The organism is Paenibacillus sp. FSL F4-0122 (assembly GCF_038002845.1).
Lineage (GTDB): Bacteria > Bacillota > Bacilli > Paenibacillales > Paenibacillaceae > Paenibacillus_AQ > Paenibacillus_AQ odorifer.
The window spans coordinates 1360791-1383266 of record NZ_JBBODI010000001.1 but is presented as its reverse complement, the minus strand read 5'-3'; the positions used below and the strand labels follow the sequence as shown (position 1 = coordinate 1383266).

Below are 22476 nucleotides of genomic sequence, written 5' to 3'. Positions count from 1 at the left end.
TAATTTATCCAGCATATCTTTAATTTTGCGGCTATTTGTAAGGAAAGATCTGGGTTAGATTAGGGTGGACTAATCAAAGTAAGACAGGGGGGTTGCCGACAAATATGAATGCGCTTGCACATATGTGGTTGGATACAGAATGTGCAGGCAGAAGAGGGTAGGAGCGGCAGAGGGACGGGATAACAGAAGTAATCTACTTGCTGTTCGGCGATATACTGAGCACACATTACGCTTCATGGATGAGAGTAACCGAAACAACTACAGGACGAGGAGAGTGGAAAATGAACCTTCACACCGGTAAAAAGGCGCGTCGTAAGCTGACATCAGCTGTTCTGGCGGCAGCTTTGCTAGTTTCAGGACTTCCCCTAACGGCTTACGCCGGCGATACGTGGCCTTTTACAGGAGACAGTGCGCCGGGTGCCAATCAGCCTAATGTACATGGATATACGAGCAGCCATATTGCGAACTGGAGTCCGGCAACTGATCCGGATGCAGAGCTGTTGAGATCGCGGGTGCCGCTGCAGAAGCGGAATGCCCCATTTGCTGCAACCCAAGCTAACCCAGCGCTTAGCGCAGACACACAGATGATCAACGTTGCTGGCGACTACGGGAATGCTTTTATTGAGAACGCGCCGTATACGAACAAGTTTGCGCAGTATCATTTTAACTTTTGGCAATATATTGATTACTACTCCTATTGGCACGGTACAGCAACTGCGTACACCCCGCCGGAATATTATGATGAATTGGCCCAGAAGGACTGGCAGCAAAAATGGTTCGAATTCGGCATGCTGAATATCCCGAACCCTACCTACACCGATGCAGCGCATAAGAACGGCGTGCTGTCATTGGCGGGAATCTTTTTTTCCAATAATGACCGTGGACAGCAGACGTACAAACAAATGATAGTTAAAGACGAGAATGGTAATTTTCCGGTGGCGGATAAACTGATCGAGATGGCCGGATATTTCGGGTTTGACGGTTATTTTGTAAATCAGGAAGAGATGAATCCGAATGTCGCGACCCAGGATATCCCCGATTACATCGGTTTTATGAAGGTGCTGCAAGAGGGCGGCCTATATGTACAGTGGTATGACTCTCTGAACACCAATACCGGTGCTAATACGTTCGCCCGGACGATTAATGATACCAATATCTCCTTTTTAGTGGATAAAAGCACCAAGGAACCCGTCTCCAATTCGTTTTTCTTCGACTACGGGGCTGGCAATACACAGATTACCAACGCGGCTAATTACTTAAGCAATCTGAATGCCAGTCTGGGAACAAGCTACAACTTGTTTGACGTTGGTTTTGCAGGGCTGGAAGCAGGCCGCGACCGGTTCAAGTCCGTTAACGGAACAGCGTTGATGAACAAGCTGGACAGCAATGGCTTGCCACGGCTCAGCTTGGCTACACTCGGTGCGGACTTTGTTCATGCCGGTCTGGATGAGGATATGAACTTGTCCTACCCGGTCTCGCACAGATCCGAAAATGACTACCAATGGATGACAAAACTGCGTGAGCAGCTATGGTGGTCAGGCCCGAACGTGGACCCTAAGAATACGGTCAAATCTGCAACCAATACCGTTTCCGATGTTTATGCCGACAACCGTTACTGGCCGGGAATCTCCTCCGTCATTGCGGAGCGTTCGGTAATTAAGGACAAGAACTTTTATACCAATTTTAACACTGGACAGGGCTTGTCCTATTCTGTGAACGGTGAAATATCGAACCCGGATGAGTGGTCTAATATGAGCCTGCAGGATATCCCGGTGACTTGGCAGTGGTGGCAGGATACTGCTGGCAATAAGCTTACTGTAGATTTTGATTATGGACCGGAGTACAACCTTGCGGGTACAAACCGTTACAACTATGAGCAGATCGGTGCGTATAACGGTGGCAGTTCACTGGTGGTGAACGGCAATCTGAATGCGAAGAACTTCTTGCGTCTGTACAAAACAGAGCTGGAGGTCAATGGCAACTCCAAGCTGTCGATCAGCTTCAATAAGCCATCTGCCACGGATGCTTCGGCGATGGCGGTAGGACTCATCCTGGCTGATGATCCGAATACCGTAGTAGAGGTCGCTATTCCAAACAGTGGTCAGCACTCGGAAGGTTGGGTGACAAAGGAGTTGGACCTGAGTGCATACGCGGGTCATAATATTGTAGCCCTTGGACTGGTCTTCGATCCCGGGCAAGGAACAGCGTCCACCTACCAGATGAACGTCGGACAGCTGCGCGTTTATGACGGGTCTGCCGTAAAGCCCGCAGCTCCTGCGGAATTAACAGTTGCGGAAGCTTTTACAGATACAGGTGAAATGGTTGTGAAGTGGAAGCTAGATCCCGATTACACTAAGATCAAGCAATATAATGTGTACGTGAATGATGTATTTATGGGCGGCAAATACGATGAGGTGTTCTATCTGAAGCATCTCCCGGTGAAATCCGGAACCCTTAAAGTGGTTGCAGTGGGTGCGGATGGAGTGGAGGGTGAAGCGGCAACGCTGGCTTTTGATCTGGATGCGGCGGTTTCCGGAGTGAAGGTGGATTCAAGTGCGGACGGAGAGTTGAATGTGAACTGGACGAACTCCGCTCAAGCTTCCGGTGACATTACCGTTCGAGTGCAGTCCTTGAATTGGATTACGACATCCGAACCGGTGTCACAGCAAGTGGTTGTCCCGGCAGGTGCAAGCACTGCGCTGTTCACGGGGATGCCGGTAAACGGCGATGATTACATTGTCACCGTTACCGCAGGCAACACCGATCCAGTCTCGGTCAGCGGCCGGTTCATCGACACGGTCGCGGAACCTTACGCGGAAGAATGGTCCTGGACGGACGGCAAGCTGAATCTGCCGATGCCGAATACCAGAGACTGGCGGTATATGTATGTGTATGAAGATGGGAATCCGAAATCTTTTGCCACAACGTATAGCTCTGGCAATAAGCCGATGATTATCCGTGGACGGACAACTAAGGCGAGCTTAAGCTTTACCTCGACGGCAAAAGTTGTGCATGTGGTGATGGAGGATTATGCAGGCAACCGCTCCAAACCGGTCTATCTGAAAGGCAGCTATCCCGTTCTCTTTGATGCTAATGGGGGTGAACCAGCAAATACTGTGGCCGAGGCTGTGTATGGCACTTTGCTCTTGGAGCCTACGGGCATTGCCAGAGAGGGCTATGACCTGGAAGGCTGGTACGTTGGAGAAGGAGAAGGTGCGCGAAGATGGAATTTTGCCGAAGATCTAATAACCGGTGAACTGAACTTACAGGCGAAGTGGGCCTTGCAAGCTCCAAAGGTGCAGATCGTAGGGGAAGGATCCTTCCGTGAAAATACGTCCGCGACACTAACGGCAGTTGCCACTGGCGCAGGGCAGCTGACTTATGCCTGGTATGCGGACACAGGCAGCGGTTATGGAGATGCGTTGGGAATGTCCGCCTTCTATACTATCCCTGCTTTGACTACCGGGATGAATGGCAATAAGTACAAGGTCATCGTTACCAATGAATCTGGTGACAGCAGTGAAGCAGAGTACACACTTAACGTAACTCCGGCTGAAGCACCATGGGAAGCGCCTGATTTCATAACCGATCTTCCTTCTGCACTTGATGTCATTACTGGTGAAGAAGTGAAGCTGTTCGTTCAGATCCGCGGGGATGTGGAATCGGTTCGCTGGGAGACGAAGGCAGCAACCGCAGAGGAATGGACTGTGGCGGAGAGCGTGACTTCGGCGGTATACGCATTTACTGCTTCTGAAGCAGACAGCGGTACGCAGTTCCGTGTGGTTCTGACTGGAAAAGAGGGAACGGAGCCTTCAACAAGAACCGGTAATGAACTTACGGTGACAGTACATCCGGCACCCGATGCGCCAATTATCACCTCTAATAGTGTAGATAAGAATCCGGCAGTTGTAGGTGATAAGGTGTCTTTTGCCCTAGTAGCTTCTGCAGTTTATGGCGAGTTAAGCTACCAATGGTTGAAAGACGGGCAGGCCATTGAAGGTGCTGTGGAGCGTAATTATACGATTCCTTCTGCAAAAGAAACAGACAGCGGCGAGTACACGGCCGTAGTCACCAACACCAAAATATTGAATGGCCACCCTTACACGGCTGTTCAAAAGAGCGGAATTATTAATTTCAAGGTCCACAATACTCCTGTATCTACACCGCAGCCGACATCGGCTCCAGGGACAGGTACGGGAACTGGCGGAACGACTCCGGCAGCGACAGCAACGCCGCTTCCAATTCCGACTAGTGCAACATTGACGGTTCCAGCAAGTACACTCAGTGCACCTACTGAGAACGGCAAAGTGACGGTAAAGGTGCCGGCAGGCGTTACAGCTATCGAGCTGCCTGTAAATGCAGGTGAGTTGCTAGGGATCCGTCAACTTGAATTGTCCGCTTCGGGAACCACACTTGGTATTGCGCCGGAATTGCTGGTGCATTTGAAGGCTCTGCTTAATGAAGCCCAAGCTTCAGGCGGCAAGATTCTGGTGAAGCTCAGCCCGGAGACTTTGAACATGAGCACACTGAAAGTAGAGCGTGGGGTGGTCTTGCGGGGTACGGGTATGACGTTTGATCTGAGCATCATCGCGGGGAATGGCACATCTAGCCGTCTTCCAAGCTTCAGCAAACCAGTAACCTTACAATGGAGTGCAACAAATACGGATTATAATACTAATTTGCTTGGTTTATATGCTATTGCTGAAGGGGGTTCGCTTACCTATCTCGGCGGAGTGTACGCGAATGGCTTCCTGCAAGGGGAGTTTAGCGGAACAGGCAGGCTGGCTGTGCTGGAGTACAATAAATCCTTCGCTGATGTACCGTCTACTCACTGGGCTGCGGACACTATCCGCCAGCTGGCGGCTAAACATCTGGTACAAGGCACTTCCGAAAATGGATTTGAACCCGCCCGCAGTATTACAAGAGCGGAATTTGTGAAGCTGCTGGCTGGCGTGCTGGGACTGCAAGATCAGGCGGAATTGAAATTTAGTGATGTGCCTTCTGGTGTCTGGTATGAGCAGGACCTGGCGCGTCTGGTCCGGGCAGGTATTGTAGGCGGACGCACATCTGAGCACTTCGATCCGAGTGCGAACATCAGCCGCCAGGAGATTGTCACTATGCTAATGCGTGCCTATGTACTGGAGCATGGAGCGCTTCAGTCATCAGCCCCGGCAACATTCACCGATTCCGGTGAGGTAGCAGCCTGGGCGGCAGACAGCGTGAATGCTGCTTCATCACTGGGTCTGGTGAATGGCCGCACGGACGGGAAGTTTGTTCCCGGTGGCTTGGCGACCCGTGCCGAGGCTGCGCAGTTCATCTTGAATTACATCCGGTAGATTATATAGCCTCACCACGGTCTGCCCAAGGAGCCCTTTGCTCCATGGGCAGACTGTCTTTGCTTGGCGGAGGATTGCAAGCTTTTACCAGCCACAGGCAGGAAGCACCTCGTGCTATACTTTATTCATAATGACAAGCAGCGAAGCTTAGTCTTCCCCCTGCTGTAGGAGGTTGCTGATGTTTCCGGGGAAATTGTACAGAAAGTATCTGAAGAATAATCTGTTTATGAAAATCATCCTGCTCTTCTCAGTCATTGCCGTGGTCACCATTATCACCTTCTCCTACCTGATGTTCTTGCTCATGTCTCAGGCTGTAGTGCAGCGGCAGATGGAGATTCAGAAACGTACCGTGGAGAGCATCAACAGCTATATTGAGCAGAAATATGACTCTGTACAGTCTATGATGCGGGACGTGTACCGGGACACGGAGCTGACTGCTAATACGTCGTATTTGCTGGAGCATCCGTATGAAGATTACGTGAGGTACCGGCTGGACCGCTATTTCAACGAAAGTAATGCTACGACGGATACCGTGCAGTTTTTTCGCAATCAAGTTGAAGATGATCCTGATATCCGCAGTTTAATGCTCTACAGTGCAGCTGAACAGCAGCTGTATGTCTATAATGACCAAGGCAAATTTCAGATTATTTCCACTAATGCAGCCCACTCTTTCGTACCGGATGCGCTGTATCTGGAGGAGGAAGGCAGTGTCACCGCTCCAAACACTTGGGTCAGTCAGGCGATCTCATCTCCGGAGGGGCCGATGTTTACGGTTCGTACCCCGGTCAATAACAAGATATCACTGCGCAACATTGGTCAGCTTCTAGTCTATTTTGATGCCAGCGAGGTCTGGGGGAGTATGGGCAATTATAAGGATGACTTCAAGGGAAAGATTCTGGTGCTGGCAGCGGATGGGGATGTGTTATTTGATACCTCGGGCACCTATTATGGAAAGCGCTATCCTTATCCCGAGCAGATGAATTCTGCCTATACAGATGGTGAAGAAGTCGGCGGGATGATCATTACTAAGCAGACTCACACCCAAGGCGGATTTACTGTGTTGAGTGCTGTACCTAAGCAGGAATTAGCCGCCACTTATAGGGGATTGCGGAACATGATCTTCATTATCTGCTTGATCTGCCTGTTGTTTGCGATTATTACACCCACTTTATTTATCAATAATTTTGCCAGACGGACTCATAAAATTATCAAGTTCACCCGCAAAGTGAAAAACGGTGACCTGGATGCCCGGATTACCGATGTCAGAGAAGACGAGCTGGGGCAGATCTCCAAGAGCTTCAACGATATGCTGGATGAGCTGAATCTTCATATAGACCGTGTGTTCAAGGCTGAAATCAAGCAAAAACATACCGAAATCGCCGCGCTTGAAGCCAGGGTAAACCCGCATTTTCTCTACAATACCTTGGAGGTGATCCGAATGAGGGCAATCTCTCAAGGAGCTTCAGATGTCGGGGAGATGATCTACAGCTTGTCGGTGTTGTTCAAAAGCTATGTTCACCAGAAACCCAAGCATACGATGAAGGATGAACTAGAGGCCTGCCGTTTATATCTGGAGCTGTTCCGCATCCGTTATAAGGATAAATTCTCTTATACAATGGAATGCGGGAAAGAGCTTACCGGAAGAGTTGTACTCAAAATGTCGCTGCAGCCTATCATTGAAAACTACATTCTACATGGGATGCGAGTGGACAAGAATGATAATCACATCAGTGTGGCTGTGGCCAAGGATGGCCAATATTTGCGTGCGGTAGTTACAGACAATGGGCGGGGGATTGCCCCGGACAGATTGGTCCAGCTCAAAGAAGGTCTTTTGCAGCCAGATGAACAATCGGAATCATTCGGCCTGCGCAGTATTCATGAACGTTTGAAGCTGCTTTATGGCAGTGAGTATGGCATTGAATTACAAAGCGAAGCGGGTACCGGCACAACCGTGACTGTGTATTTTCCCGATCTGGGAGAGGATGATCCAAACCATGTATAAAATTTTCATTGTGGACGACGAGCCTTTTATTATCGAAGGATTATATGACATTGTGGATTGGGCAGCACTGGGGATGGAGATTGTCGGCCACGCCGAGAACGGCCAGGAAGCGCTGGAGTCGTTGCGGTTTGTTCCAGCGGATATTCTAATTACGGATATTTCCATGCCGCTGATGAACGGGCTGGATCTGATCCGGGCCGTACGGGAGATTCAGCCGGAGATCAAAGTTGTTATCCTCAGCGGCTATGATGAGTTCGGTTATCTTAAGGAAGGAATGGCGCTCGGCATTGAAAATTATCTGCTCAAGCCTATTAATTTGCAAGAGTTCCGGGCAACATTAGTGACTGCCGCCGAGAAGCTGGGTGTCTCCCGTCAAGAGAGTCAATTCAATGCGCATAGTATTTCCATTCTGCGCGATAATGTGATGTACCGCTGGCTGCGGTGCCAGATTGGGCCGAAGGAATTCAGTGAACGGACTGATTTTCTGGGACTTAGACTAGATAAGCCGCTGGTGCAGGTAGCCCTGCTTCGCCCTGAACAGGACGCTGCCGAGCTATTTCAGGCGGTGGAAGAGGTTGTAGGCGGTAACCCGTCTTTGATTGCATTCCGAGATATGGATGGAGATACCGTGCTGCTGCATCTGCTTAGTGAGTATCAGCAGGGTAAAGAAGCGGTGGAAAGGCTTCATGCGCAGCTGCTGTTATCCCTAACTGGCGGTCCGCCAATGCGTCTGTCCGTAGGAACGGTGGAGGAGATGGAGGAGGCGGCGGCTCAGAGTTATGCCCATGCAAAGATGACTCAGGAATATTTCATGCTGTTTCCAGAGCGGAATTTGCTGCATTATGAGGAAGTTCAGGACAGGCATGAGGTTGCCGTCCAAGGCATGCCGCTGAATTGGGAAGATGATCTCAAGCTGATTATGGCGAAGGATAAGGAAGCGCTGCTGGTGCGGATCCAGGATCATTTTGAGCAGCTGCGGCGGATGGAGGGGATTACACCCGTGCTGCTGCAAGGCATTGCCATGGAATGGTTGATCCGCTTCAAGATGCAGCTGCAGGAGATTCGTCATGTGGAAGAACCGGAGCTTTTCGCAGACGGTTTTGGCCTCATTCGCTCTACAGTTTCCATAAATGAACTGACTCAGATTATTCAGGAAGCCGCTACCATTACGGTAGACGCCTTAGTTCGGGACGTAAAGAGTCCAGTCGTGCAGCAGGTGCTGAATTATATCCATGAGTCCTACAATGAAGATGTGTCACTGAAGACCCTCGGTGCCCAATACCATATTCACCCGGTGTATTTGGGACAGCTGTTCCATAAAGAGGTGAATGAGTCATTCACCGAATATATCAATAAATACCGGATTGAGAAGGCGAAGGAGCTGCTGCGGAATACCTCACTTAAAGTTCATGAAATCGCTCTCAAAGTAGGCTATTGGGAGACCGGCTATTTTTACAAACAATTTAAGAAGCATGTCGGGATATCTCCTACGGAGTACAAAGGGCTTGTCTAGCGGACCGCCGCTGCAAGCTTTTTCTTTATTTTCTACATGATTTATTTAGTTTAGCTTCTGTTTGAAAATGCTTTCATAAATTACAGTAAAGATAGTCCTTGAAGGAGAAAGCTGCTGGTTTAATTCCGGATTAGGCCAGCGATCTTGAGGTAAACAAAGGGGAGGTTATACAGGAATGGGCAACAACAAAAGAAAAAGGTTTTCCCTGTTACTGACATCACTTATGGCATTCTCGCTTGCGCTCAGCGCATGTGGCGGCGATTCAAACAACGCGGCAACTAACAGTTCAGGAGCGGGCGGCGACGGTGCATCATCCGAGAAACCAGTCGAACTGATCTGGTACACGATCGGCGGACCGCAGAAGGATCTGGACCGTGTCGTGGAAGAAGTCAATAAGTACACTAAAGAGAAGATAAATGTCACCCTGAAGATGAATATGATTGATTTTGGTGATTATACACAAAAAATGCAGGTCAAAGTAGCCGCTGGTGAACCCATGGACATTCTCTTTACGTGCTCTTGGGCGTTCGATTATGTGCAAAATGCCCGCAAAGGCGCTTTTATGGAATTGGACAGCCTGCTTAATGAATATGGAAAAGGCATCGTAGACACGATTGATCCGGCGTTCCTGGAAGGTTCCAAGGTAGATGGACATAATTATGCCGTTCCTGCCAACAAAGAGCTTCCGGCGCAAGAAGTTTGGCGCTTCAATAAAGAGCTGCTCGACAAATATAACCTCGACATTTCCGGGGTGAACACAATGGAAAGCATTGAACCACTGCTGAAGACGATTAAAGAGAATGAACCGGGCATCACGCCTTACGCTATGGTGAAGGATTTCATGCCAGTGCTGCCGTTCGACTACATCATTGAAAAGATGCCAATGGCTGTTTATATGGACACGAAGGATTACAAGATCGTGAACATTCTGGAATCCCCAGAACTCAAAAGCACTCTTGAAACCGTTCGCAAATATTACAAGGCAGGTTATATCTCGCCGGAAGTAGCAACTACAACTTCGGTGGATGATCTATATAAATCTTCGAACTGGTTCATGGATCGCGCGGCTACCCAGCCGATGGCGGACAATCTGTGGTCGGCAAGCTACGGCTATCCTGTAGTTTCCACGCCAGCTGGCAAACCTTACATCTACAACTGGTCCGTTATGGGTTCGATGCAAGCCATCTCGGCTAACTCCGCATATCCGGAGAAAGCGATGGAGTTCCTGAACCTGCTTAACACCGATCCGGTGCTTCGCAACATGATTGACTCCGGAATCGAAGGCGTGCACTACGAGAAGACCGGTGAGAATTCCATGAAGAACCTGGATGAATCCAAGAACTATGACATGCCAACCTTCTCGCTGGGCAATATCATGATCAACTATTTGAACGAGGGTGACCCTGAGAACAAATGGGAAGAGTTCAAAAAGTTTAATGAATCCGGTGTAAATGCACCGCTGCTTGGTTTTAACTTCGACACTTCTAAGGTGACCACTGAAATCGCTGCGGTTCAGAACGTAAAAGAAGAATACTGGTCACCACTGATGACTGGAACCGTTGATCCTGACGAGTATCTACCGAAAGCTATTGAGAAATTCAAGGCAGCTGGTTTGGACAAAATTATCGCTGAAGCGCAATCGCAAATTGATGCCTGGAAAGCGTCCAACAACAAGTAAAACATCAACGTAAGAGAAGATCGGGGCAGGGGCGTGGCCTCTGACCCGGTCTTTTTTTTGAAATATAAGGACATACAGGAGGGATCTAAGTGTGAAGACAATCAGCGGATTTATAAAAAATATTATGAATAACAAGATTATGCTGCTCATGGTTTTACCAGGTGCGCTTTGGTTTCTCTTTTTCTCTTACCTGCCGATGATAGGAACGATTATTGCTTTCAAGGAATACCGCTTTAGCCGCGACGGCTTCTGGGCGAGTATTATCAACAGCAAATGGGTGGGGCTAGACAACTTCAAGTTTTTGTTTACCACCAATGACGCGTACATCATTACCCGCAACACCTTGCTCTACAATGGAGCGTTTATCCTGCTTGGCTTGATCTTGTCGGTTCTGATGGCGATTGTGCTGTCCGAGATTGTGAACAAGAAGCTGGCCAAAGTGTATCAGACCGGCATGTTCCTGCCCTACTTCCTGTCATGGGTCGTGGTCGGCTATTTTGCATTTAGTTTCCTGAGCTCCGAACGTGGGATGCTGAACCAGATCATGGGCTTTTTTGGCGCAGAGTCAATTCAGTGGTATTCGGAAAAAGCCTATTGGCCGTTCATCCTGATCTTAGTCTATCTGTGGAAAGCGGTTGGTTATAACAGCGTAGTTTATCTCGCAGCTATTATGGGGATCGACAAGTCGCTGTATGAAGCGGCGATGATCGACGGAGCTAGTAAGTTCCAACAGATTCGCAATATTACACTGCCGTTGCTGAGTCCAATTATTACGATCATGACCCTGCTGGCCATCGGTAAAATCTTCTACGCCGACTTCGGTCTCTTTTACCAGGTGCCTCGTAATTCCGGTACGCTCTACAGTGTCACGAATGTTATTGATACCTATGTCTATCAAGGGCTCAAAACAACAGGTGAGATTGGTATGAGCACTGCCGCAGGTCTGTATCAATCGGTTGTCGGCTTTACGCTAGTGATGACCTCCAACTATATTGTCCGCAAATACAACAAGGATAGCGCTTTGTTCTAGAACCTCATGAAAGGAGTGGGCCATATGTCTTCCATTACTAAGACTAAAAAAGAACGTGATTTCCACCATCTCTCAACGCCCTGGAATATCACTTTTAATCTGATAGCCGGCATCTTTGCGTTTCTGTGCGTGTTTCCGTTTCTGTTCGTCGTGATCATCTCCTTCACCGATGAGGTGGCGCTGGCGCGGGATGGCTATAAGCTGATTCCGGCAAAATGGAGTCTCGGCGCATACCGCTATGTGTTTGAATCCGGAGATATGCTGCTGCGTTCCTATGGTGTGACGATTTTTGTTACGGTGATCGGGACGATCATCAGCCTTTTGTTTATCGCATTTTATGCGTATGCCATTTCCCGGAAAAGCTTCCGTTACCGCAATTTCTTCTCTTTCTTCGCGTTTTTTACCATGCTGTTCAACGGTGGACTTGTGCCGACTTATATTATCGTTACGCAGTTTCTAAGCCTGAAGGATACGATCTGGGCGCTGATTTTGCCGCTGGCGGTGAATGCTTTTTACATTATGATTCTGCGCACCTTCTACAGCACGAGTGTGCCTGATGCCATAATCGAATCCGGCAAAATCGACGGGGCGGGCGAGTTCCGTATCTTCCTGAAATTGGTGTTGCCTTTATCACTGCCCGGTCTGGCTACGATTGCCTTGTTCAGCACCCTCGGCTATTGGAATGACTGGTTCAATGCGCTGCTGTACATCGACAACCCGAATTTAGTCCCGCTGCAATCGATGCTGATGCGGATCGAGACCAGTATGCAGTTTATTTTGCAGAACTCCCAGAACAGTTCGCTCAGTCTGGAAGCTCTTCGCTCCATGCCGCAGGATACATCGCGGATGGCGATGGTGGTGCTGGCGACAGGGCCGATTATTTTTGCTTATCCGTTCTTCCAGCGTTATTTCATTCAAGGTCTTACTGTAGGGGCTGTTAAAGAATGAGTTATACAAACCCGAATTTACCTGCTGAAGAACGGGCGGAGCATCTGCTCGGACTGATGACTTTGGAAGAGAAGGCCGGCCAGCTGATTCAGCCTTTTGGCTGGCAGGCCTATGAACATAGAGAAGGTAAGATGACCTTGACAGAAAGCTTCAAGGAGAAGGTTGCGGGGGGCGGCGTGGGCTCGCTTTACGGGATGTTACGCGCTGACCCGTGGACCGGTGTGACGCTGGCCACTGGCCTGTCTCCGCGTGAAGGTGCGGAAGCGGTGAATACGCTCCAGCGGTATGTGCTGGAGCATTCGCGGCTGGGCATTCCGGTATTGATCGGCGAGGAATGCTCGCATGGTCACATGGCGATCGGGGCCACCGTATTCCCGGTGCCCCTGTCGCTCGGCAGCTCCTGGAATGTGGAGCTGTATCGTGAGGTCTGCCGCGCCGTAGCGCTGGAGACACGCAGTCAGGGCGGCGCGGTTACGTATTCGCCGGTGCTGGATGTGGTGCGTGATCCCCGCTGGGGCCGCACCGAGGAGTGCTTCGGCGAGGACGCTTACCTGATCAGCGAGATGGCGGTTGCGGCCGTTGAAGGTCTGCAGGGGGAATCCTTGCAGAGCGGCGGCAGCGTGGGGGCTACGCTGAAGCATTTTGTGGGATACGGCAGCTCAGAAGGCGGCCGGAATGCCGGGCCTGTGCACATGGGCTGGCGTGAACTGCTGGAAGTGGATCTGCTGCCCTTCAAAAAAGCGGTCGAAGCGGGTGCAGTCTCCATTATGCCTGCTTATAACGAAATAGACGGCGTGCCTTGCACGACAAATACAGAACTACTAGAGGATATACTCCGCGAAGCATGGGGGTTTGAGGGTCTAATCATTACCGATTGCGGAGCTATAGAGATGCTGGCCTCTGGCCATGATGTAGCTGAAGATGGCATGGATGCAGCAGTGCAGTCAATGGAAGCCGGCATCGACATGGAGATGTCCGGGGAAATGTACGGCAAATACCTGGTGGCTGCCGTCCGTGATGGCAAGCTGGACCCGGCACTGCTGGATCGTGCGGTCCGCCGTGTGCTGACGCTCAAATTCAGGCTGGGCCTGTTCGAGCAGCCATATGCTGATCCTGATGCGGCTGAACGCGTCATCGGCAGTAAGGCGCATCAAGAGCTGGCCCGGCAAGTGGCGGGCGAGAGCATCATCCTGCTGAAAAATGAAGCAGGTGTGCTGCCATTATCCAAGACGGCCGGCACGATCGCCGTCATTGGCCCTAACGCCGATGCCGGGTACAACCAGCTCGGCGATTACACCTCGCCACAGCCTCCGGCTAAGGTAGCGACCGTGCTCAGCGGCATCCGCAGCAAGCTGGCTGCAGAGCCGGAGCGGGTGCTCTATGCACCGGGATGCCGGATCAAAGGCGATTCGCGCGAAGGTTTTGAAGCCGCGCTCGCTTGTGCAGAGCAGGCCGATACCGTTGTTATGGTCGTCGGCGGCTCCAGTGCACGCGATTTCGGGGAAGGCAGTATCGATCTCAAGACAGGCGCGTCCAAGGTGACGGAGAATGCCTGGAATGATATGGACTGCGGCGAAGGCATTGACCGGGTGTCGTTGACCCTGTCGGGAGTGCAGCTGGAACTGATCCAGCAGGTTCATCAGCTCGGCAAACCTGTGATCGTCGTTTATATTAACGGCCGTCCGGTGAGCGAGCCTTGGATTGACGAGCATGCACATGCCATTCTGGAAGCCTGGTATCCAGGCCAAGAAGGCGGACACGCTGTTGCGGATATCCTGTTCGGCGATGTGAACCCTTCCGGGAAGTTGACTGTATCTGTGCCGAAGCATGTGGGCCAGCTCCCGGTCTATTACAACGGCAAACGTTCCCGTGGCAAAAGATATCTGGAGGCCGATTCCCAGCCTCAGTATCCGTTCGGCTTCGGGCTTAGCTACACCGAATTTACGTACTCCGGCTTAAAGGTAGAACCAGAAGTAATTACGGCTGGGGAGACGGCTACAGTTTCCGTGGACGTTCAGAATACAGGAGACCGTGAGGGCGCAGAGGTGGTGCAACTGTACATTTCCGATGTCGCCAGTAAGGTCACCCGTCCCGCCAGGGAATTGAAGGCTTTTGACAAAATCAAGTTGGCTCCGGGTGAGAAGCAAACCGTGTTGTTCACGGTAGGACCGGAGCAATTGCAATATATCGGACCGGATTTAAGACCTGTTGTAGAGCCAGGAGCCTTTAAAGTGCTGGTGGGTAAGCATGTGAATGATACACTGAGCACCGATTTGACGGTGAGGGGGTAAAGACATGGAACGCATTAAACGCTTCATCCGCGAGCTCTCCGAGCAGCAATGGTTAGAGGTGGAGGAATTGCGCGATTGGGAGATTATGTCCTCGGTGTATCAATTGCCGGGACAGTATGACAAGCTGCAGCCTTACAAGGACGCCAGCAATTATGATCTCTTCCCGAGTGTGCAAGGAACGACCTATTTCTTCCGCCGTACTTTGGAGATTCCGGCTAACTGGCTGCCGGGCCACATCGGACTGATTTTTGCTTCAGGTGGGGAAGGGCTGCTGCGGGTGAACGGTGAATCGCGGCAAGGACTCGACCGCAATCATACCTTTGTGACCCTGACAGGTGATCCTTCTGGCCGTCCGTTGGAACTGGAAATCGAACTCTTCGATCCGGTCCCCGAGCCGGTGGACCCATTAAATCAACAGGCGGTGATCCAGCCGCCGATTCGGCTGATCCACAGCCAGCTGGTGCTGGTGAACAGACCTGTGCAGAGTCTAATGTACACGGCAGTAGTGATTCGCGATTCGGCAATTCTGCTGCCTGAGCAGGACCAGCGCCGTAACCGGATGCTGGAAGCTTTGTATGTGGCGATGGATGAATTCGTTGGCCTTACCACGCAGGAGATCCGCGATGGTGGTGAGATTACGCGAATCGAGCAGAAGCTGCGGGGCAGAGTCGGGGAGATCGGCGGTCATGCCGAAGGAACAATCCACATGGTGGGCCAGTCCCATATCGATATTGCTTGGCTGTGGCCTGCGCGCGAGACCGTGCGCAAGACTAGCCGGACGTTCTCGACGGTGAATGCCCTGATGGACGAATATCCTGACTATCAATATGCGCAGAGCCAGCCGCTGCTGTTCGAATATTTGAAAGACAATGACCCGGTACTCTATGAGAAGGTCAAGACGCGCATCCGTGAAGGACGCTGGGAACTGGTCGGTGGAATGTGGATCGAACCGGATCTGAACATTCCGAGCGGAGAATCGCTGATGCGGCAAATGCTGTATGGCCAACGCTTTTATCTGAAAGAGTTCGGGCGCACCTCGCAGATTGAGTGGCTGCCGGATACCTTCGGCTACTGCGCCTCTCTGCCGCAGATTCTGCAGCATGGTGGAATCAAATATTTTATGACCACCAAGCTGGGCTGGAATGACACTAATGTCTTCCCTTACGATCTGTTCCATTGGGTCGGCATTGACGGCACACCAATGTTGTCTTATCTGAATCACGGGGTTAATGAGAATACGCTGCCCAAAGATGTGCATGAACACTATCAGTCCTTCCGCGAAAAAGATAAACATAACGAGCAGATGCTGCTCTATGGGCATGGTGACGGCGGCGGCGGGGTCACGCGCGAGATGCTGGAATATATCCAGCGTGCCGAGCTAATGGTCGGCCAGCCGGAAAGCAAATACAGTAATGCCGCGGATTTTTTCGCGGGCATTACGCACAGTCAGCCGCAGCTGCCGCAGTGGCGGGGCGATCTGTATCTGGAGCTGCACCGCGGCACCTACACTACGCACGGCCGCAACAAGCGGAACAATTGCAAGGCGGAAGTGTTGTACCGTGAAGCGGAGCTGTGGCAGACACTAGCTTCGCCGCAGCTGGACACAGAGCAACGTGCCGTAGTTGCCGGGCAGCTGCATCAGGGCTGGAAGCTGATTTTGTTGAACCAGTTCCATGATATTATTCCGGGCTCGGCGATTACCGAAGCTTACGAGACCTCGGAGAAGGAATACGCAGAGGTGTTTGAGCTTGGTCGTGTTGCGCTTCAGCTGGGGCTTGCGGCATTGGCGGGGAACATTAACACATCAGGCGAGGGCACACCTTACATTGTTTTTAATAGTTTGGGTTGGACGCGTGATGCCGTGGTCGAACTTGCTCTCAGCGAAGAAGGAGCCGCCAGCGGAAACTTTGCGGTGTATGGCGAGGATAACGTACTGCTGGAAGCAGATGTCCTGACGGAGGAGGCAGCAGTTTCTGGTGTCTCGGTTCTCGTTCCGGAGATTCCAGCCTTTGGCTACAAAACGATCTGGATTCGTGATCTGTCTCAGAACACATCCGATGAAAGTAATGCAGAATCTGCCGCTGCTGAACATAATCAAACAGCTGTAGGAGCTGTTCCCTTCGGCGACCGTTGGGAGACGGACTATTATCGTATTACCTTTAACGAGCGGGGAGAAATCACCAGTCTTTTTGATAAAAAAGGAAACCGGGAGATCGTAAAATCCGGTGAGCCGGCGAATCGCTTCCACTTTTTCCACGACCGTCCCACGCTTTGGGATGCCTGGGACATTGACAACCGTTATGAAGCTCAACCCGCCGGGGAGGCTGAACTTATAGAAAAGGCAGTGCTCCGCACTGGGGCGGTGCAGGATATTTTGCGCTTCCGCTGGAAGCTGGGCCAATCCGAGATTACTCAGGATATGATTCTACATCACCATAATCCCCGGATTGATTTCCAGACGCATGTAAGCTGGAACGAAGCCCATAAGCTGCTTAAGGTAGGGTTTCCAATTGATGTTGTGGCGGATAAAGCGACTTACGAGATACCTTTTGGTGCGCTGGAACGTCCGACCCACCGCAACACCAGCTGGGAGCAGGCGCAGTATGAGGTTTGCGGGCACCGTTTTGCCGATGTATCCGAACGTGGATATGGTGTCAGTCTGCTGAATGATTGCAAATACGGCTATGACATCCAAGGCAGCACCATTCGTTTGTCGCTCCTGCGCGCGCCGAAATGGCCGGATGCTACTGCGGATCTCGGCGAGCATGACTTCACCTATTCGCTATATCCGCACCGTGGGGATTGGCGGGAGGCTCATACTGTTCGCCGTGCAGCAGAGCTAAATCATGAGCTGTATACTTTTGCCGCTTCATCAACACAGGGGCAGTTGCCGCCAACGGGCTCATTTATCGGATTCTCCGGTGAGCATGTGGTGCTGGATACGATCAAGCCATCCGAGGATGGGCAGGGGACTGTTCTGCGTTTCTACGAATCCTCGGGAGGCCGCGAGCGGGTTCAGCTCAAATGGCAGCATCCGGTTCAGAGCGTCTACCTGTCCAATGCTCTGGAAGAGCAGCTGGAACTGATCGAACACACGGCTGGCGGTGAACTGGAACTTCACTTTGCCCCTTACGAGATCAAAACAATCTACATCAGAAGTTAAATAATCACATCACAGATGCAAAGGAGCATAACTCACTTGGAACAATTCCGATTACCCAAAATAGCAATGCCCCAGCTGCCGCTACCGCAGGCTGTACAAGAAGTGCTTGCCGAAGCAGAGGAGAAGCTGGCACATCGCCCGAAGCTGTTGCAGCTGTTCAAGAACTGTTTTCCGAATACGCTGGAGACGACGACTAAACTGCTGGATGACGGAACCACCTTTGTGATTACCGGCGATATTCCGGCCTCCTGGCTGCGTGATTCAGTGGAGCAGGTAATTCAATACGTGCCTCTGGCCAAAAACGATCCCGATCTCCAGCGCATTATCGGAGGTCTTATCAAACGCCATATTCAGTATATTCATATCGATCCTTACGCCAATGCATTTAATGAGTCGGCCAATGACTGGCACTGGAACACTACGGATGTGACCGAGATGTCGCCATGGGTGTGGGAGCGTAAATTTGAGATTGATTCGTTATGTTTTGTCGTACGCCTCGCTTATACCTACTGGAAAGAGACGGGTCTGACTGATTTCTTCGACGCGGGGTTCAAGTCGGCCATGCGCCAGATCTTCGATTTGTTCAAAAGAGAGCAGCGGCATTTCGAGCAGTCTCCGTACCGGTTCAGCCGCAATAACGGCATTCCGGAAGATTCTCTGCGCAATAGCGGTCTCGGCATGCCGGTGAACTATACCGGAATGATCTGGTCGGGCTTCCGGTCCAGCGATGATGCCTGTGATTTCCACTACAACATTCCTGGCAATATGTTCGCTGTTGTCGCGCTGCGCCAGATGCAGGAATTCGCGGAGTGGGTCTTCCGCGATCTAGACTTCCTGGCTGAACTTAAAGAGCTGGAATTTGAAGTGGATCATGGCATCAAGCTCTACGGCATTTATCGCCATCCGGAGTTTGGTCCGATTTATGCTTATGAGACCGACGGCTTCGGCAATTACTGCCTGATGGACGATGCGGGAACGCCCGGACTGATCTCCATTCCGTATCTGGGTTACGCTTCGGCGGATGATCCCATCTACCAGAACACCAGACGTTTCGCATTGAGCAAAGAAAATCCGTTCTATTACGAAGGCACAGCTGCCAAAGGGATCGGCAGCCCGCACACTCCGGAGAACTATATCTGGCACATGGCGTTGTCCATGCAGGGCATTACGGCTCAGACTGCCGAAGAGAAGCTGGAACTGATTGCGATGCTGGAAAGTACGGATGCCGGAACCGGATATATGCATGAAGGTTTCCATGTAGATGATCCTAGTGTATTTACCCGCAGCTGGTTTGCATGGTCTAACAGCTTATTTTCGCAGCTTGTCTATCGGGCGATGAAGGAAGGTATTCTGTGAGCGGGGGCCGTATCATCCTGTTCGCGGACCCGTCTTTTCCCGGGTATACCGCAGCGGGCGGACTGACCACAGAACAGGCACAGTCCATAGGATTACATCATACTGACTCTCCTGTTCATGCAGAACAGCTGGCCGAAACGCTGGACAGCGCCAAGGCCGGGGACTGCTTCGTTAGCTTCCATGCTCCATACTTCCCGAAGGAGGCTTGGCCTTCCATCGTCGCTTATTTGAGCAGAGGCGGCAGCTTGATCAGCATTGGTGGTGCCCCGTTTAAGCATCCAGTCCGCCTAGTCGCTGAAGAGTGGCGGATCGAAGCTGAGCAGACTGCCTATCACCGCCAGCTGCATATCCATGAAGCGCTGCGTGTGAGCAGCACAGATCGCATACAGCAGCATGTTGCGCTTAGAGACATTCCGCTCTTCGTAGGTGATGAGCAGCTGCTGGCTCTGACGGATACCTGGAACCTGGTGCCGCATGTCACTAAAAGCAGTGACCTGCCGGAGCAGATGGGTTCCAGTGGACCTATGGACACGCGGATTTATCCGCTGCTTAAGGGCATTACCGCCGCCGGGCGGGAAGTTTCAGCTCCAGCTGTGCTGTGGGAGCATATCGGCGGGCCTTTTGCCGGTGGCCGCTGGATCTTCATCGGCCAACCGCTTACGCCTGATTTCTGGAATCAAGGCGGCACGGAAGCATTAACCCGCTGGGCAACTTTTGCCGCTCGGGGTGTAACAGAGCTGTGGCTGAAGCCTAACTATGCTTCTTATGAAGAAGGCGAGCGGCCGCTGCTGTTTATGCAGGGCCAGCGGCTAAGCCGCAGCCAATCGTCACCGACATCAGCGCAGTGGACCCTGAACATCACTCTGAGCAAAGACGGGGAGTCTATCCCATGTTTCACTCACGAGTGCAAGCTTGAGGTCAGTCGCGAGCTGAACTTCCTGCGTGTACCGCTTGCTGTAGAAATTCAACCTGGCCTGTATCATCTTTCTTGCCATGCTGTATCTGAAGAAGGCGAAGTGCGGATGTTGCGTCAAGGCTTCTGGGGATATGACGTGGGCTTGTTATCGCAGGGGGAAGCGATTAAGGCTGGAAGAGATTATTTTATCAAAGACGGTCAGCCTTTACCTGTTGTCGGCATGACTTATATGACCTCTGACGTAGCGCGGAAGTTTCTATTCCTGCCAAATGCTGATGTCTGGGATCGGGATATGGCACAGATGCGGAAGGCAGGCATCAACTGGATTCGTACCGGCATCTGGACAGCCTACCGCAATATTATGCAGGTAGACGGCCATGCCTCGGAAGAAGTGCTGCGGGCGATTGATGCTTTTCTACTGACTGCGAAGCGGCATGAGCTGCAGGTTACCTTTACGTTCTTCTCCTTTACGCCGGAGACTTGGGAAGGGACGAATCCTTATCTCGATCCGCGCAGTGTAGAAGCGCAAAAACGGTTCATCCGCTCCATCGTCGCCCGGCATCGCACGACAACCCATGTCGATTGGGATCTGATCAATGAACCGTCAATGTTTGATCCGCCGCGGATTTTCTCGGACGGACCGAGCTCGGCGCGAGATAAATATGAACGCGCTGCTTTCTCTGCTTGGCTGGAGGAACGCCATGGTGATATAACTTCGCTGCAAGAGCGCTGGAATATGACGCCGCTGGAATTGCCGGATTTTGCGGCTGCACAACCTCCTGAGCAAGAAGAGATTAACTTCAGTGTGCAGGATATTCATTCCGGGAAGCGCGGCACGCGTTGGCTCGACTACTGCCTGTTCTCCATGGACATGCACAACGTATGGGCAAGGGAGCTTAGCGGCACTATTAAGGAACTCTGCCCAGATCATTTAGTGACTGTAGGGCAGGATGAGGCTTTGGGTGCCCAGCGGCCATCGCCGTTCTTTTATGAGCGCGATGTCGATTACACCACTGTTCACAGCTGGTGGTTGAATGACAATCTGCTTTGGGATGGGATTTTTGCCAAAACCCATCACAAACCGAACCTCATCCAGGAGACCGGCATCATGTATGTGGAGACGCCAGACGGACGGGCTAAACGCAGTGAGGAAGAATTGCGGGCCATGCTGGAGCGCAAATATGCCTATGCGTTTGCTTCTGGAGGTGCCGGGGCTGTGCAATGGATCTGGAACACGAACTTTTATATGGATAATGCCAATGAATCACAGATCGGTGCGCTGCGGGCCGATGGGACTGAGAAGCCGGAAGCGGATGTGTCTTATGATTTTGGGCGGTTCATCGGCGAAGCGGGGGGGTTATTTGACGGGCGGAAGCTGGAAGAGATTTCCGTGGTTTTCCCTTACTCTAATGACTTCTCGAACCGGAAGCTTACCTATGATGCGACTACCCGCCTGACACGGATCTTATCTTATCAGCTTCATTTGCCTTTCCGCGCCGTATCGGAATACGATCTGGCTCCGCTGGAGGCAGAGCCGGCTAAGTTGATTCTCCTGCCGAGTGTGCACAATCTGGATAATGACGCCCTTCAGCAATTGCTGGACATAGTGGAGCGTACAGGTGCCGTTCTGCTCATTACTGGAGCATTGGGTGTAGATGCATACTGGCAGCCTTCGGATCGTATGGACGCAATAGTAGGAGTCCGTAAACTTGGCAACATGCGCCGTGAGGAGCAGCTTCTATTGAACGGACGCAAGTTTGCCGTCTCCTACGGACAGAAGCGAATCGCGGAGCTAGTCAAAGAAACGCCAGCAAATGCAGATGTTGATTCGTCTAGCTCAGGAGGTGTAGGTGATCACCTCATCGAACGCCAGATTGGCACAGGTCGCCTGATCTGGTGCCCGCTGCCTTTAGAACTGAATGACCGCGACGAGCCAATCGCCGCGCTCTACCAATATGCTGCACAAGCCGCAGGTATCGAAACCGAGCTGGAATGGATCAGCGGTGGAGACCTGCCAGGTGTGTACGGGCGAATGCTTGCTTTTGCAGAAGGTTCATTGTATATCTTCGTATCTGAATACGCCTGGGATGCCGAACTTGAAGTAAAAGATCCTGCAACTGGAGCTCATTACTCATTTTTACTGGAGAAGGAACGTTCGGTGTTGTTTGCAGCTGATTCAACGGGCAAGCTGGTAGCTGTCTATAGACCTGAAGAGGTTAACATTACGCTTAATAAATGCTGAA

The 22476-nt window shown here is 51.4% G+C and carries 10 protein-coding genes; all 10 read left to right on the top strand.

Translation table 11 applies throughout. The features are described from left to right. Positions 1-281: 281 nt before the first annotated feature. Positions 282-5336: an endo-beta-N-acetylglucosaminidase gene (locus tag MHH49_RS05865; RefSeq protein WP_341137992.1), complete on the top strand. Its 5055-nt coding sequence runs from the start codon at positions 282-284 to the stop codon at positions 5334-5336. Between the two features lie 178 nt (positions 5337-5514). Beyond that, positions 5515-7338 (top strand): cache domain-containing sensor histidine kinase, encoded by a 1824-nt coding sequence (locus tag MHH49_RS05860; RefSeq protein ID WP_076208103.1) that lies wholly within the window; start codon positions 5515-5517, stop codon positions 7336-7338. Next, the gene (locus MHH49_RS05855; protein ID WP_076105357.1) at positions 7331-8851 is read left to right on the top strand and encodes a response regulator transcription factor; all 1521 of its coding nucleotides are present in this window, start codon (positions 7331-7333) and stop codon (positions 8849-8851) included. Before MHH49_RS05860 ends, MHH49_RS05855 begins: the two co-directional genes overlap by 8 nt. 175 nt (positions 8852-9026) lie before the next feature. Next, positions 9027-10529, top strand: a complete 1503-nt coding sequence (locus tag MHH49_RS05850; RefSeq protein ID WP_036684926.1) for an ABC transporter substrate-binding protein — start codon at positions 9027-9029, stop codon at positions 10527-10529. Between the two features lie 124 nt (positions 10530-10653). Further along, complete coding sequence (locus MHH49_RS05845; protein WP_282579979.1) at positions 10654-11559, top strand: ABC transporter permease; 906 nt, start codon at positions 10654-10656, stop codon at positions 11557-11559. A 24-nt stretch (positions 11560-11583) separates the two neighbouring features. Next, entirely contained in the window at positions 11584-12507 is a 924-nt protein-coding gene (locus MHH49_RS05840; RefSeq protein WP_036684927.1) for a carbohydrate ABC transporter permease, read from the top strand. Next, complete coding sequence (locus MHH49_RS05835) at positions 12504-14798, top strand: glycoside hydrolase family 3 N-terminal domain-containing protein (RefSeq protein WP_076215494.1); 2295 nt, start codon at positions 12504-12506, stop codon at positions 14796-14798. Before MHH49_RS05840 ends, MHH49_RS05835 begins: the two co-directional genes overlap by 4 nt. 4 nt (positions 14799-14802) lie before the next feature. Continuing rightward, entirely contained in the window at positions 14803-17961 is a 3159-nt protein-coding gene (locus MHH49_RS05830; RefSeq protein ID WP_341137991.1) for an alpha-mannosidase, read from the top strand. A 36-nt stretch (positions 17962-17997) separates the two neighbouring features. Next, positions 17998-19317, top strand: a complete 1320-nt coding sequence (locus MHH49_RS05825) for a glycoside hydrolase family 125 protein (RefSeq protein ID WP_076098666.1) — start codon at positions 17998-18000, stop codon at positions 19315-19317. Next, complete coding sequence (locus MHH49_RS05820) at positions 19314-22475, top strand: alpha-amylase family protein (protein ID WP_256717799.1); 3162 nt, start codon at positions 19314-19316, stop codon at positions 22473-22475. The genes MHH49_RS05825 and MHH49_RS05820 overlap by 4 nt, the downstream gene beginning before the upstream one ends. Position 22476 lies beyond the last annotated feature (1 nt).

What these genes read in the sequence shown, in the direction of transcription:
- MHH49_RS05865 (WP_341137992.1), top strand. Translation starts at nt 282, where the DNA reads ATGAACCTTCACACCGGTAAAAAGGCGCGTCGTAAGCTGACATCAGCT.
- MHH49_RS05840 (WP_036684927.1), top strand. Translation starts at nt 11,584, where the DNA reads ATGTCTTCCATTACTAAGACTAAAAAAGAACGTGATTTCCACCATCTC.
- MHH49_RS05830 (WP_341137991.1), top strand. Translation starts at nt 14,803, where the DNA reads ATGGAACGCATTAAACGCTTCATCCGCGAGCTCTCCGAGCAGCAATGG.
- MHH49_RS05850 (WP_036684926.1), top strand. Translation starts at nt 9,027, where the DNA reads ATGGGCAACAACAAAAGAAAAAGGTTTTCCCTGTTACTGACATCACTT.
- MHH49_RS05860 (WP_076208103.1), top strand. Translation starts at nt 5,515, where the DNA reads ATGTTTCCGGGGAAATTGTACAGAAAGTATCTGAAGAATAATCTGTTT.
- MHH49_RS05835 (WP_076215494.1), top strand. Translation starts at nt 12,504, where the DNA reads ATGAGTTATACAAACCCGAATTTACCTGCTGAAGAACGGGCGGAGCAT.
- MHH49_RS05855 (WP_076105357.1), top strand. Translation starts at nt 7,331, where the DNA reads ATGTATAAAATTTTCATTGTGGACGACGAGCCTTTTATTATCGAAGGA.
- MHH49_RS05845 (WP_282579979.1), top strand. Translation starts at nt 10,654, where the DNA reads ATGAATAACAAGATTATGCTGCTCATGGTTTTACCAGGTGCGCTTTGG.